Below are 13,153 nucleotides of genomic sequence, written 5' to 3'. Positions count from 1 at the left end.
ATCACGCGCCCGTCTCGCCCGTCTCGACCAGGCCCTGACCGGCCTCTCAGCTACGGGAGTCGGCGACCTGCACGAACGGGTCCGTGCACTCGTCCCCCTGATCGACAACCACGGCAACGCCAGCACGTGACATCCATCCTCGCCCGCACACAGCCTCACGGTTTGGCTGATGGGGGCCTTGGCGCCGAGGACAGCAGTCGCCTCAGGGGGATCGTGGCCTTCTCCGCCTGCGTTAGTCGGCGCACCGCAGGTGCTCCCGGCCTCGTTCCACGGCCTTCTGGACGCCTGACTGGGTGAGACCGACGGTCACCCGCTCGGCGAGCTGCTGGTAGGTGAGGCGATGCCCGTTTTCGTCCGGGGCATTGAGGAGGGCCAGGGCCTTGTCGCGTTCGGCCTGGAGAGCGACGGCGACGGCCTGGTGGTGGGCCTGTGCGGCGGTAGCCCGGTGGTAGCGCTCCAGGGGGTCGGTGATGTCGGCGAGGTGGCCGTCGACCTCGGCGGCGACGTCGGTGGGCTCGGCCTCGTAGCCGGTGGTGGGTGTGGTCATCAGGGCCTCCGGTGGGGTCAGATGATGTCGTCGAGGGTGTACGCGGCACGGATGTCGTCGGGCAAGTGATTCAGGATCTCGGGCCGGTCCATGGACACCGAGAGGTCCTCTGCGTCAACGATGGCTTCAAGGTCCAGGCCGCACGCTTCGAAGAGGTCCACCAACCTGACGGCGGGCACCTGCTCCAGTTCGGCGGCTTCAGCAGCGAGGAGCCGGTGGGTGCCGCTGCAGGAGAGCGCCCACTCGGGCAGCACGGTGAGCGGGGCGCCCTGCCACCCGTGGCGGCGCATGCTGTCGGCAATGGCGGCCACGTGGTGGTCGTCCCACGTCAGTTGACCGGTGGCGTAGCCGCTGGCGTCGATGACTTCGAGTCCGAGTGGGTTGTGGATGCCCTGCTTCGTCTCCATACTCTCAGTATTAATACTTGGGGTATGAATCGTCAAGGGTGCGATATCGAGCACCTCGCCACCGCGCTGTACGGTCCGGACCGACGACCTGTTGAAGGTGTCGCCTCACCTGGCTCCCTGGCGTCCGGCCATCGGAATTGCTCCGCGGCTGACCGATGCCGAGCTGGACCCCTATCGGACCACCGTCGTACGCGGAAGCAGCGTGCGCAGCAGCTGCGCAGTCTCGGCCTCCATGTCCACTCCCCCGCCGAGGCCTTCGTTGATGCGGGCCAGCCGCGCGGCGGCTTCTCGGAGGGCGTCTGCGTCTCCGGCGGCGTGGTGGGCCAGGAAGACCTGCCGGTGCAGGAGCTCGTTCTCCTCGGCGGCGAGGAGACCCTGGTGCGCGGCCCAGAGCGCGCCGGCGTAGTCGGCGGCTTCCCGGCGGCGGGTGGACAGCTCGTAGGCGACGTCGGCGATGGCCGACACCATCTCCTGCACCGCCGGCTCGGCCCAGGCGTAGCGCTGGGGGTCGATCGCGGCGAAGGGGCGGCCGCGGACGAGGGCGAGGGCCCGGCGCAGGGCGAGTTCGCCGTCTTCGTCGTGGCGGGCGAGGCCGGTACGGGCGAAGTTCTGGAAGGTCTTCCAGTCGCAGGTGACGGCCTGGGCGAGACGGTAGCGGCTGTCGCCGGTGTCCTGGACCCGCGGGAAGTACGCCTCGCCGTTGGCGTCCTTGCCGAGCCAGGAGCGGGTTCGGCTGATGACGGCGTTACGCATCTGCTTGTTGACCAGGCGGCCCGGCCAGAGGGCGTCGTCGATGGCGTGATGGTCGGCGCCCGGGTTGAGCGCGAGGTAGGAGACGAGCTCGACTGCAGCGCTCTGCCTGTTGGAGTCGATCCGGCCCGCAGCGCCCTCGATGACCACCCGCCCGAGCAAGAGCACCGTCGGCGCGGTGACCGCGGTGTCGTCGGCATCGTCAGCGGCACGAGTCGGGGCGGGCACCGCAACGGGGGCCGGGACGGGGGCCTCAGCCGCAGGGGCTTCCTCGGCCGGGGCGGCTGCTTGCTTGGTCAGCGCGGCGGCTGACTGAGGTGCAGCAGTTGCCGGGACTGGATCGGGAGCGGTCGGCGGACTGAAGAGGTCAGCGGTTGTGGGACCAGTGGTGCCGTGCTCGGCGTCGCCGTCGGGTGCCTCGGCCGTGCGGGCGGTGGGCGCCCCTTCCGTCTCGTCGGTGGGGGTGTCGGCCTCGGCCTGGTGCGCGGTCTCCAGCTCCTCCCGCTCGATGTCGGCGTACTCGTCCGGCATGCCGTCCTCGTCGGCGACGGCCTTCGGCTGCGTGGCTTCGCCATCGTCGGACGGATCCCTTTCGCTCACCTCCTCCTGGTCTTGCTCAGCCTGGTCTTCGGCGGTCAAGAGGTCGTCGAGCCACTCGTCGCGAGCGGGTACGTCGGTGTCGGAGGCGGACAGCGTGAGCAGCTCGATCGCGTCGGCGAAGTGCTGGTCGGTCAGGCCCTGGAGCTTGATGGGCAGACCGGAGCCGGGCAGGACGATGGTCTCGTCCGGCCCCGCGCACTGCAGGGTCCAGCCCTCTTCCGGGGCCAGGACGGCGGTCTCGCTGGCCGTGACGACTGCGCCGGCGACCCGCGGCTGGGCTGTGACCAGGTCGAGCAACGCGTCGGTCTGATCCCCTTCGGGGAGCTCGGCGGCGAGCAGGATGTGGGGGGTCCAGGATCCGCCGGCGTCTTCCTGGAGGCGGGCCGTACGGAGGGTGGGTGCGCCGAGCGCGGCCAGGGCGCGCCGTTGGTCGGCGGTGTGGCTGGTTAGTTCGACGACCGCGTCAGCGAGGGTGTCGGTGCGAGCGACACGTTCGGGGGCTGCGTTGTCGAGGCCGGCGGCCGTGTCGGCCAGCACGGTGATCTCCAGGTGGCCGGGGAGGGGGGTGCTGGCGAGCTCGACCGCGAGGGCCTGGAGGACGTGGCGGGCGTGATCGGCGTCGCCGTCCAGGTGGAGAACCCCGACGTGCTCCAGGTCTACGAGGACCAGGTGGCCAGCGCCGTCCCAGCCCAGGGAGACCAGAGCCGGGTAGGGCGCGTCGGCGCCCTGGAGGGCGTCGTGGTCGGCGAGGTCGGGGCTGGAGGCCGGGCACGTCCACAGGTCCGTGCGGCCGGCGGTGCCCGAGAAGGGCTTCATCGGCGCGGTGTCCTGGTCGAGGTGGAGTTCGACTTTCTGCTCGTGCAGGACGACGGCGGTAACCACCGGCAGGTCGCGCTCGGCTGCGGCGAGGTTGAGAGCCAGCGTGCGCAGGGCGGTGTCGAGGAGGTCGAAGCCGGTGGGGTGCTGGGCGGCGCGCAGGCCCTGTTCGGTGGCGGCGGCGCTGCCGGTGGGCATGGGGATGCGGCGGCCGGGCCGGCGGCGCCGCTGCTGGAGGATGCGGCGGGTGGCGAGCGTGCCGACGAGGGCAGCGGCCAGGGCGCCGGCGCCCATCCAGGCGGCAGCGGGCGCCAGAGCCTCGTCCGTGTCGTGCAGCTGTTGGGCGGTGTTCGCCTTGTGGCCGTCCTGCGTGGGGGTGGGAGCGGCAGTGCTGGGGGTTGAGGCGGCGGGCGCAGGAGTGGCGGGTTTCGAGGGCGCGGGGGCGGGTGCCGCAGGGGTGGGAGTTTCCTTCGCGGTGTCCGGCTTCGGGGGCGTCTTGGTGACCGGGGCGGGCCGGCTGTCGGGAGCGGGGGCAGGGGCGGTTGCGGTGGGGAAGGTGAGTTCCTGGCCGGGCACGATCAGGTCGGGGTTGTCGAACGTCCCGCCGCCCGGCAGCGGCTGCCCCTTGTTGGCTTCGAAGATCTTGGGCCAGTCCTCGGGGTCGCCGTGCTTGTCAGCGATGTCCCACAGGTTCTCGCCGGACTCGACGACATGCTTGGGCTGGGCCGCGGCGGGTTGCGCGTCGGCGGGGGCGGCCTGCGTGGGCTGCTGCGCGGTCGCGGTCGTCTCGGGCACGGCCTGGGCCGGTGCCGGAGTTGGGGTGGCCGGTTTGGCGATGTTGGCGTCGGCGGGGAGCCGGATCACGGCGCCCTTGGGCAGGAACTGGTCGCCGGCCGCGAGCTCGGGGACGCTCGGGTTGAGGGCGGCGATGTCCTTCCAGCGCGGTCCGCTCCCCAGGTACTGCTCCGCCAGGTCCCAGGGGAGTTCGGAGTTCCCGGTGACGGTGTGGGTGGGCCAGGTGTCCTGCTCCGCCGCGGCCGCCTGTTGGGCTGTCGCCACGCTGCCGCTGCCTGAGGCCTGCACGGCGGTTACCGCGACGGCGGAGCCGGGGGTCGCGGCCGAGGCTGCGGTGGGGGCGAGGAGGACGAGGCCGCCGATGAGGAGGCCGGCGAAGGACTGCATCCCGCCAAGGCCCTTGATCCGGCGGGCTGTACGGCCGCGGAACAGGGCGAGGAGCTCAATGAGGGCGGAGAAGGTGAAGGCGGCCCAGCCGACCCAGCCGATGGTCGTGAGCACCGTGAAGAACAGCGAACCGTCGTCCTGTCCGGTCAGTAGATCCCACCCACCCGCGAAATCGGTGGGCTGATACCCAACAGCCAGCAGGACGAAGGGGATCCCGGCAATGAGTGCGGCCAGGACGGCGAGGCCGAGCAGGGCGCGAAGCAGGCGTACGAAGGTGCTCATGGGCTGGTCAGCCTCCGGCTTGGGTGTGCAGTCGGGCGTGTGCCGTACCAGACACGCTGATCGTCGACCTACCCACGAACTGCGCGAACAGCGTGTCGTAGGTGTCGTGGACGGTGACGTCGAGGCGCTGGCCGCCGTCGGTGACGGTCACGAAGCCCGAGACGTTCTGGGCAGCCAGGTAGTCCTGGGCAGCGGCGACGGCGGCGTCCGGGTCGACGGAGATCTCGGTGCCCTGGACGGCGGCCGGGATGTTGAGCTGCTGGCCAGCCGCGCGGGCGGCCTCTTGCGCGAGGCCGGTGGCCTTGTTGGTCGCGTTGAGGGCGCCGCCGCCGTCGACCAGCAGTCCCATGATCATGATGATGCCGATGGCACTCAGCGCGTAGAACGGCGACAGCGACCCCCGGTCGTCACCGTGGCGGATCCGGTCCCGCGAGGCGCTGATGCGGCGGGTGAGGGCGGTGATCACTGGCGGCCCCTGTAGGAGTCGATCGGGCTGGTCCACGACGCCCGGAGCGTGCGGGATCCCGGGAGACCCGGCAGCCCGATCTCTCCGAGAGGCGCAGTGCAGGAGACCGTGACACCGACGGTGGCCTCCTGGCCGAGGTCCAGGCTGTAGCCGGAGGTGTCGACCGAGACGTTGGCGGAGGCGCAGCGGATGCCCTCGCCGTTCAGACTGCGGGTCGCCGCGGCGGACCCTGCGGCCTGCGCCGCGCCGGCCTCGCGTTCAAGGGAGGCTGCGCGAGCGGCTGCGCGAGCGGCGCCGTCCACGGCGCCAGAGGCATCAATGACCCGCCCGAAGGCGATCATGAGCAGCATGAGGGCGATGATGGCCGGGGCGAGGATGACGGTTTCAACGCTGTAACTCCCTCGGTCGTCGCGCCATTTGATGCGCCGGGCCCGCCTCACGACGCCTCCACCCAGCGTTCGACGGGGGCCTCAGCGCTCTGGACGACGTCCAGTTCGACGCCCGGGACCAGGGTGGCGACGGTGCCGCGGATGGTGATGCGGATCTGCTCCGCACCGCTGCCTTCGGCAGAGACGCTCGCGCCGCGTACGGTGCCGTACTTGGCAAGGAGTTCCTGGGCCTGGGCGACGCCGTCGCCAGGGCCGGCACCAAGCTGGCGGCCGGCCTCTACTCCCTGGGTGGCTGCGGAGCGGGCGACGGAGCGGGCGTGGAAGTACATGCCGGTCTGGATCGCGGCGAAGACCAGGAACAGCACTACGACGGCGAGCACGGCCAGCTCCACGCTGCCCGAGCCACGGTCGCCCTCGTCCCACAGGCGTGCGCGTAGGCGCCGCCACCGGTTGCTGACCTGGTCTTTCACGCCGCTTCCTTCCTCCTGGTGGGTGGTTCAGCCGCTGATGAGCGGGATCTTGGCGTCGGTGAACGTCTTGATCGCGGCGACGACCGCGATGGCGATGGCGATGACGACGCCAGCGATGACGGCGAGCTCGGCCGAGGTCTGCCCGGCGTCACGCGGGGCGTTCTTCAGGCGCTCGATACGGGCGGCGAGGACGGTGGTCAGGACGCGGATGTGCATGGTGCTCTCCTTTGGGTTTCAGCCGTTGAACATGGAGACAACGGGCGGCAGGACGACGAAGACAAGCATCAGCAGGACCGCGAAGGTCACCGGCAGCACCATGCTGGTGCTGGCTTCGTTGGCTTGGGCTTTGGCGTCGGAGAGGATCGCGACGCGCAGCTGGCGGGCTTGGGCCTGGAGGGTGGTGTAGACGGCGGCGCCGTCGCCTGCAAGGGCGAGGGTGTCTGCGGGCCTGGTGAGTTCAGGGATGTCGAGTTCCTCACCGAGCTGCTTGAGGGCCTCCCAGACGGTCACGCCGGCAAGGTCGGCCTCGTAGAAGGCCTGCCGCATCCGTTCGAAGATCCAGCCGTCGCCGACCTCAGCGGTGTCGGTCAGGGCCTGGGCAGCGCCGGAGTTGGCGATGCGGGCCAGGGCGACGCGGTCGAGGTAGGAGGCGGCGGCGTGCCGTACGACAAGGCGGGCGGCCGCGGCTTCCTTCCTGACTTCCTGGCCGGGCCACAGCCAGAACAGGGCGGCCAGGCCGATACCGGCCCCGGCCGGAATGACGAAGGGCAGGCTCACGCCCAGCATCGACAGGAGCGCGCCGGCGAGCTGCAGCAGGACCAGCCCGTACAGCGCGAATAGGAATCTCTTGCCGAGGTGCTCGGCCGGACTGATCCGGAGCAGGTTGAGGTCCCGGACGGGCAGGGTAATCCGCTCGCCGAACGCCGACAGGAGGTGGGTGCCGACCTTCTCGGGCAGGGACCCGGTACTGGTGGCGGTAGTCCTGGGCTGGCGGGCGATGTGGTCGGCGTCGAGCCGGTCCATGACGGAGACGATGTCGGGACGGGCAGGCCACAGGGCGCGGATGGCCACGCCGGTGAGGGCTCCGGCGGCCGCGGCGGGCAGGACCGCTTCCATAGGGATCATCGGACGGCTCCCGTCAGGGCGGCCGGCTCGGCCGAGGGCAGCGGGTTGAGGAGGCGGGGGTCCGGCTTCGTCGCGGCGGCCCGGCGCAGCCAGGCCAGCGTCCAGGCGAAGAACCCGCCAAGGATCGCGAGGGCGAGCTGCCCGGCCGGGGACTGGTACCAGGCTGACCAGGCTTCGTTGAGCATGCAGCCGACGAAGACGACACAGATCACGATGCTGACGATCCGGCTGGACTTGCGGATCTTGGCGCGGTCGGACTCGATGTCGCGGGCGTCGGCGGCCTGCTGGTGGATCGTCACCGCGAGTGCCTCCAGCGCCGAGCTCAGGCCGGGACCCATGTTCGCCGCGTGCGACTGGAAGAGCAGTGCGACGTGGTCCACAACACCGTCGCCGAGCTCGTCCGCGAACAGGGCGAAGGCCTCCTTGGAGTCCATGCCGGAGCGCAGCCGCACGTCGAGGGCGCGGACGTTGGCGGCGATGGGGGCAGGGGCGTTACGAGCGGAGGCGCGGATGGTCTGCACGAGGCTGATGCCCGCGGTGTGGATGCCGGCCAGACCGTTGAGCCACTGCCCGGTGGCCTCCAGGCGCTCGATGCGCTGCTCGGCGGCCGTACCGGGGTTGAGGAGGAACGGGAAGCCGAGGACCGCGGCGCCGGCGAGGACGCCGTGGATGGGCCACCCGGTCCATGCCCACACTGCGAGAACGGTGATGCCGGCGGTGGTGACCAGCGCACGCCAGCGGCGCTGCCAGGCCTCGGGCAGGCTGGCCTTTGCCGCGCGGATCCTGCTGGCACGGCGCGAGGCGGGTTTCGCCGGGTCGACGACGTGGCCGCGCCACTCGCGTACGGCGATCAGGCCGGCGAGGACCATGACGAGGGCGCACAGGGCTGCGACGAGAGCGATCTGCGAGGAGTTCATCGCTTCACCACCTCCAGGGCCGGGCCCCATGCCCCTTCGGGGTTATGGGTCAGCCATCGGCGGTCGAAGGTGCCGGTGCGCTCCAGGACGTCGATGAAGGAGGGCATGTTCCGGTACACCGCGCGTGGTTCGGCACCGCTGGGTGCGAAGAGCTCGCTGGTGGTGGGGCGCCCGCCTTCACCGACGACGTCGTGGACCTCGTAGATGTTCGAGACGAAGCGGTGCTTGCGACCACCGATCGCGGTCTCGTCGAGGTACGTGAGGTACACGACCACGTCGATCGCGGAGGCGATCAGGTGATTGGCGGCCTCGGTCTGCATGCCGGCCTCGGTGCACAGCTGCACCAGGCGGGAGATGATCGCGTGGGGGCGGCGGACGTGCAGGGTGCACATCGAGCCGGAGCCGCCCGCGGACATCGCCTGGAGCATCGGCAGGACCTCGGTGGAGCGCACCTCCCCCACGATCACCCGGTGCACGTTGTAGCGCAGGGCGGTGGGGAACATGTCGCCGATGGTGACCTCGCCCGAGGAGCTGCCCGCGCGGACTTCGCCGTTGGACTGGCGGGCCTCGAACGCGAACGTGAGCGGGCCCGGCTTGCCTTCCGGGCCGGGCTCGTCCAGGTAGAGCTCGCGGTCGGACTCCAGGGTCGCGATCCGCTCGCCGGGCGGGATCTCCCGGCCCAGGGCGCGCAGTAGGGAGGTCTTGCCGGCCCCCATGTCCCCGACGACCAGGATGTTGAGCTTCGCCTGGACGCAGGCCAGCAGGAAAACGCGCAGGAGCGGGTTGAGCGAGCCCCACCGGACGAGCTCGTCGATGCCGTGCTGGCGGATGCGGTGCTTTCGAATCACCACTGACGGGCGGGTGGTGAGCAGGCTCGCGGTGACGCGGGACCCGTCAGGCATACGGAAGCCAACGTTCGGAGTTGCCTGGGTCAGGGCGCGCTCGCCGTGCCCGGACAGGCCAGCCATCCGGTTGACCCAGGTGATCAGCTCCTCGTGGGAGTCGGCGACCCGCTCGATGGTGCGCCGCGGCCGGTCGTAGTACTCGATGTGCGCGCGGAGCCCGTCGACCATGACGTCCTCGACGCCCTCCTCGTCCAGGAGGCCCTGGAGGCGGCCGCCGCGGAACATCGCGTCGAACACCGCGTTCCCGATGGCGCGTTCCTCATCCGGCGTCAGCGCGGGGGCGCCGTGCGAGTACTTCGAGGCCCAGGTTGCGACGGCCAGGGTGACCATGGAGCGGGCCTGGGCCCGGCGGTCGTCTTCTTCCAGCAGACGACCGGGGTCCTTCGCGGACAGCTTTGCGGACACGTCGGCCTGGAGTGCCTCGATCACCTCCCAGCCGACCGGTAGCTGGCCGGGCAGCCCGGCCAGTTTCGGAACCGCGCTCGGGCTGGTGGCTGCGGTGCGGGCAGGCGCGGGCAGAACGGGAACCGGGGTCGGTGCCGGTGCCGGCTGGGGGATGTGAGTCGTGCCGATGCGGCCGGTGAGAAGGTCGGCGATGTCGGCGGGGCCGTGCGCGGTCGCGCCGTCGGGCCGCTGCTGAGTGTCAGACACGGGGATCCTTCCGGCCCTGTCCGAGGCGCTGGAGCACCCCGGCAACCTGCGGAGCGGCCGACGATGCCGATGCGGCCGACGCCGCGGGTACAGGCAGGGCGGCCGGGGCCTGAGTAGGTGGGTACTTCTGGTGCAGGGCCCGCCGGGACGCGGCCGCCCGGAGGTGTCCGAGCGCGGTACGGGCGGAGCCCAGAAGCGCGGACTTGTTCAGCTTCCGTGATGCCCTGCCGGTGCCCGCGAGGTAGGCCGCGGTGTCCGGCTCCCAGGGCAGCGCGGCCATCACCGGCAGCCGCAGCGCCTCGGAGACCTCGTGGGCGCGGCGGGGGCCGTCCTCGATGAGGAGGACGCCCAGGGCGTCCGGGCCGGTGCCTCGGTCGGTGAGTTCGTTGCGCAGCGGTTCTGTCATGTGCCGGGCCAAGGCGAGGGACTGGTCGGTGGCGCGGACGACGAGCAGGACCAGGTCGGCGCCGTGGAGGAGGGGTGCGGGGGTGAGGGTGGAGTGGAGGCGGCCCGATTCCAGGGCGAGGCGGCCCGCGTCGATGACGACGTCGTAGCCGCCTTCGTCGGACAGGACCCGCATGACCTGGGACAGGGCAGGCCAGCTCCGTGCGAGGGCGGGTGCCTGGGCGGGGTCCGTCAGGCCGGGGAGGACCTGGCGGTGGCCGGACTCGTCGAGTCGGACGAGGTGGGTGGCGAAGGCCTGCGCGAGGGCGTCCTGGCCGGCGCGCTCGGCAACGGCCAGGTGGTACAGGCCGATCCCGGCCGTGATCTGGGCCTGGAAGAGCCCAGCCCTTATGGTGCCGCCGGCCGGGTCGCACTCGGCCAGCAGCGAGGGGCGTGTGGAGGACAGCGTCATCGCGAGGGCGCTGGTGGTGACGCCGCACGACTTGGCGCTCACCAGCGCGGTGACGGTCATGATCCGCTCCGCACGTCGCGGACCAGGGCGATGCGGCCGGAGGAGGCACGGGTGGCCAGCAGGGGCCCGTCCGAGGAAGAGACGGCGAGGTTGACGACGACGGCGCCGGAGGCGTCGGGCCGGCTGACGGAGACGACGACGGCCTTGACGGAGCTGGGCGGGGCCTCGGCGCCGTTCTTGCCGGTCGGCTGCTCGCCCTGGCCGGGGACGGTGACCGCGAGGACCTTGTCGCCCGGTACCAGGGAACCGGCGGGTGCCTGGCCGCGTTTGACCTGGACGCCGACCTGCTGCTTGTCGTCGCCCAGGCCGGTGCCCGGCTGGAGCTGGGCTGCGACGAACAGGCTGCCCGCGCGCAGGTCGACCGCGGGCCGCTTGCCCACGACGCTCGCGCGGTCGGTAGCGGGCATCGGGGTGAGCGCCGCGTCGGTGCTGACCTCCGCGACGACGATGTCCGCATCGGTCAGCGGCTGTCCGGCGGGAACGTCGTTGGCGATGGCCAGGACCTTCGTGCGCTCGCCGACGGCGGTGACGGCGGCGGCCGCGCCGAGGGCGGCCGCGACGGCCAGCACGGTGCTCAGGGCCGCCGCGGCGTACCGGCGCTGCCTCTTCACGGGGGCCGCAGTGGTGATAGGGAGCTCGGTGCGCGGTCCGGCGGGACGCGGCACCGGCGGGGCGGCGGGGGTTTCCATGGGGGGATTGCCTTTCGGGGAAGTGCAAGCAGCGCGCGTTAGTTGAGGACCTGGACCTCGGCGACGTTGATGTCCACGGCGCTCGTGCGGATCTCGGTCAGCTGGCCGCCCTGGGCACCGCCGGTGACCTGCCAGTCGATCGACCAGGTGGACGTCGCGGTGACGTGGAACGTGCCGGAGTCGGTGGTGGAGGACGGCTTGTCGTAGCGGTGGCCACAGTCCGGGGACGGCTTCTTGCCGTACTCCGGCTTGTAGGGCGTGCCGGCCGTCGTGCAGGTGACGGTGTGGCCGTCGCCCATGTTCCATACGATCTTCGACACCCGGGCTGTGGCCGTGACCGAGACGGGGCCCACGGACGCCGAGGCAACGTTGGGGCCGTACGTCTCGGGGCCCGTCTCGGTCCACAGGTAGACCGGCATGCCGACCACGCCCTTGCCGCCGGGCTTCGGCGTGATGCCGATCGCCGGGGGGCGCAGGCGCATCTTGTCCATCGCCTGCTGCGCCACGACCGCGGGGTCAATCACCGGGCCGCCGCCGCCAGGCGGGGCTTCGGTGAAGATGTTCTTGATGTCGTGCATGCCCGTCTCGTTGTCGAGGCAGTCCTCGATGTACATGGAGACACCGGGCTTACGGCCGCCAGGCCCCCACAGCGCGCTGTCGTCCCCCGGCTGAGGGTCGGCCGGGGTGTAGGTGCAGGTGTAGCGGCTGTTGCCTCCGCCGGGGTCTCCCCCTTTATCGGCGCCTCTACCGGCGCCTTCAGTTTTTCCGCCGGGGGTTGCGGGGACCTCGACGACTGGGCAGACGAAGCCGGTCTCGCACTTCGGCCTCTCTTCTGCTTCAGCTGTGACGGGGAGGGCCAGGGTCACGGCGAGGGGAAGGGCAAGAGCGACGTACCGACGGTTCAGCACGGCTGGTCCGCATGGAGTTCGTACTTGAGGACCATCCACGAGCCGTTCCAGCGCTCCATCAGGCTCGTGATGACGTACTTGCTGACGGGGCTGGTGGCAGTGGGGGCCGGCTGCCCGGTCTTCTTGTCCGTGATCTTCCATTTGGACACGTCCAGGCAGGCCGAGACGGAGACGTTGGGGGTCTTCTTCTCCAGCTCCGCCCCGGTCACGGTGGAGTTGGAGAGGACCGGCTCACCGGTCATGACCCGGCCGTTGGTCTTCAGGTTGGCGATCTCCTCCGTGGCCTTGTTGAGGGCATCGGCGGTGACGTACTTCTTGAGGTCTGTGCCCTCGATCGCTGTAACCGCGTAGGCCTTGGGCAGTTCCGTCCAGTAGGCCTTGTAGGCAGTCAGGGCGTCAGCTTTCGCCTGCTCGGTCGGGTCGAGCGTGGCGGACTTGCTCGGCACGACGGTGGTCGGCGCCGGGGCCTTGCCCTTCTCGTTGTCCGAGCCGGTCGATGAGGTACACGCCGCCGTGAGGGCGACGCAGAGGGTCAAAAGAAATGCAGGGGTTGCGCGGCTGCTGTTCCAGCCAAGCTGATCGAGTCGTGCCATGGGTACCGCTGCCTCCCGGTAGAAAGCCCTCGCCCGGTGCAGGCCGTGCGAGTTGTTTCGCGCGGCGTGAACCACAATCATCACAAGCAGCCGGCCTGTTCCCATACATTACGCAGAGGCGGCCAACATCCAAAGTTGTTACTGCAGTTCACGGCGACGCGGACGGTGCAAACCCGGCCTTTCTACACCCTCGCGGGACCTTCTCGGAATTCAGTCCGAGGAGCGAGGCGCCAACAACGGGCGCCCTGCAACTCACCCCTTTCAAGCAACCCGGAATGTCGATTCATCTGCATCTCGGATTCAGGGGGTGGATTCTCAACGTGTAATCGGAACGACTGGAAACATGGGCCGCCGTCTGGCTTGGAGTGAACCGTCTGCAGCCAGCCCGCCCCGAGTTCACCTACCCCCCGGGGCTCAGGTCTCGGCCCGCGTCTCGCCGTCGATGCCCGCGTCTCGGCGCCGATCTTCGTGCCGGTCCACCCGCGTGCCCTGCGCGCCACCGGCCTCCATCACCCGCGGACCGCACAGCACTTGAGCGTT

At 70.8% G+C, this 13,153-nt stretch carries 14 protein-coding genes; all 14 read right to left on the bottom strand.

Annotated features, from left to right (window positions below):
- Positions 1-232: 232 nt before the first annotated feature.
- The 14 genes from ACIP93_RS33080 to ACIP93_RS33015 all read right to left on the bottom strand — a co-directional run bounded on the left by ACIP93_RS33080 (position 233) and on the right by ACIP93_RS33015 (position 12,613).
- Complete coding sequence (locus ACIP93_RS33080) at positions 233-547, bottom strand: hypothetical protein (RefSeq protein WP_401765055.1); 315 nt, start codon at positions 545-547, stop codon at positions 233-235.
- Between the two features lie 17 nt (positions 548-564).
- Positions 565-954 carry a hypothetical protein gene (locus ACIP93_RS33075; RefSeq protein WP_401765053.1) on the bottom strand — a complete coding sequence of 130 codons (390 nt, stop codon included), beginning with the start codon at positions 952-954 and terminating at the stop codon, positions 565-567.
- Between the two features lie 171 nt (positions 955-1,125).
- Complete coding sequence (locus ACIP93_RS33070) at positions 1,126-4,584, bottom strand: LysM peptidoglycan-binding domain-containing protein (protein ID WP_401765050.1); 3,459 nt, start codon at positions 4,582-4,584, stop codon at positions 1,126-1,128.
- A 7-nt stretch (positions 4,585-4,591) separates the two neighbouring features.
- The gene (locus tag ACIP93_RS33065) at positions 4,592-5,050 is read right to left on the bottom strand and encodes a TadE/TadG family type IV pilus assembly protein (RefSeq protein WP_401765049.1); all 459 of its coding nucleotides are present in this window, start codon (positions 5,048-5,050) and stop codon (positions 4,592-4,594) included.
- Positions 5,047-5,490, bottom strand: coding sequence for a TadE/TadG family type IV pilus assembly protein (locus tag ACIP93_RS33060; protein WP_401765047.1), 444 nt, complete (start codon positions 5,488-5,490; stop codon positions 5,047-5,049). Before ACIP93_RS33060 ends, ACIP93_RS33065 begins: the two co-directional genes overlap by 4 nt.
- Entirely contained in the window at positions 5,487-5,909 is a 423-nt protein-coding gene (locus ACIP93_RS33055; protein WP_401765044.1) for a TadE/TadG family type IV pilus assembly protein, read from the bottom strand. Before ACIP93_RS33055 ends, ACIP93_RS33060 begins: the two co-directional genes overlap by 4 nt.
- Before the next feature lie 27 nt (positions 5,910-5,936).
- Entirely contained in the window at positions 5,937-6,125 is a 189-nt protein-coding gene (locus ACIP93_RS33050) for a hypothetical protein (RefSeq protein WP_401765041.1), read from the bottom strand.
- An 18-nt stretch (positions 6,126-6,143) separates the two neighbouring features.
- Entirely contained in the window at positions 6,144-7,034 is an 891-nt protein-coding gene (locus ACIP93_RS33045) for a type II secretion system F family protein (RefSeq protein ID WP_401765039.1), read from the bottom strand.
- A complete protein-coding gene (locus tag ACIP93_RS33040) occupies positions 7,031-7,951 on the bottom strand; it encodes a type II secretion system F family protein (protein WP_401765036.1) in 921 nt (306 codons plus the stop codon). The genes ACIP93_RS33045 and ACIP93_RS33040 overlap by 4 nt, the downstream gene beginning before the upstream one ends.
- Entirely contained in the window at positions 7,948-9,507 is a 1,560-nt protein-coding gene (locus tag ACIP93_RS33035; protein WP_401765034.1) for a CpaF family protein, read from the bottom strand. The genes ACIP93_RS33040 and ACIP93_RS33035 overlap by 4 nt, the downstream gene beginning before the upstream one ends.
- Positions 9,500-10,423 (bottom strand): hypothetical protein, encoded by a 924-nt coding sequence (locus ACIP93_RS33030; RefSeq protein ID WP_401765032.1) that lies wholly within the window; start codon positions 10,421-10,423, stop codon positions 9,500-9,502. Before ACIP93_RS33030 ends, ACIP93_RS33035 begins: the two co-directional genes overlap by 8 nt.
- Entirely contained in the window at positions 10,420-11,112 is a 693-nt protein-coding gene (locus tag ACIP93_RS33025) for an SAF domain-containing protein (RefSeq protein WP_401765029.1), read from the bottom strand. The genes ACIP93_RS33030 and ACIP93_RS33025 overlap by 4 nt, the downstream gene beginning before the upstream one ends.
- A 38-nt stretch (positions 11,113-11,150) precedes the next feature.
- Positions 11,151-11,726: an ATP/GTP-binding protein gene (locus ACIP93_RS33020; protein ID WP_401765026.1), complete on the bottom strand. Its 576-nt coding sequence runs from the start codon at positions 11,724-11,726 to the stop codon at positions 11,151-11,153.
- A gap of 287 nt (positions 11,727-12,013) precedes the next feature.
- Positions 12,014-12,613 carry a hypothetical protein gene (locus ACIP93_RS33015; RefSeq protein ID WP_401765024.1) on the bottom strand — a complete coding sequence of 200 codons (600 nt, stop codon included), beginning with the start codon at positions 12,611-12,613 and terminating at the stop codon, positions 12,014-12,016.
- Positions 12,614-13,153: the final 540 nt, after the last annotated feature.

It is taken from the genome of Streptomyces sp. NPDC088745 (genome assembly GCF_044751045.1).
In the GTDB taxonomy this organism is placed as follows: domain Bacteria; phylum Actinomycetota; class Actinomycetes; order Streptomycetales; family Streptomycetaceae; genus Streptomyces; species Streptomyces cremeus.
This window is presented reverse-complemented; position numbering and strand designations above follow the sequence as displayed.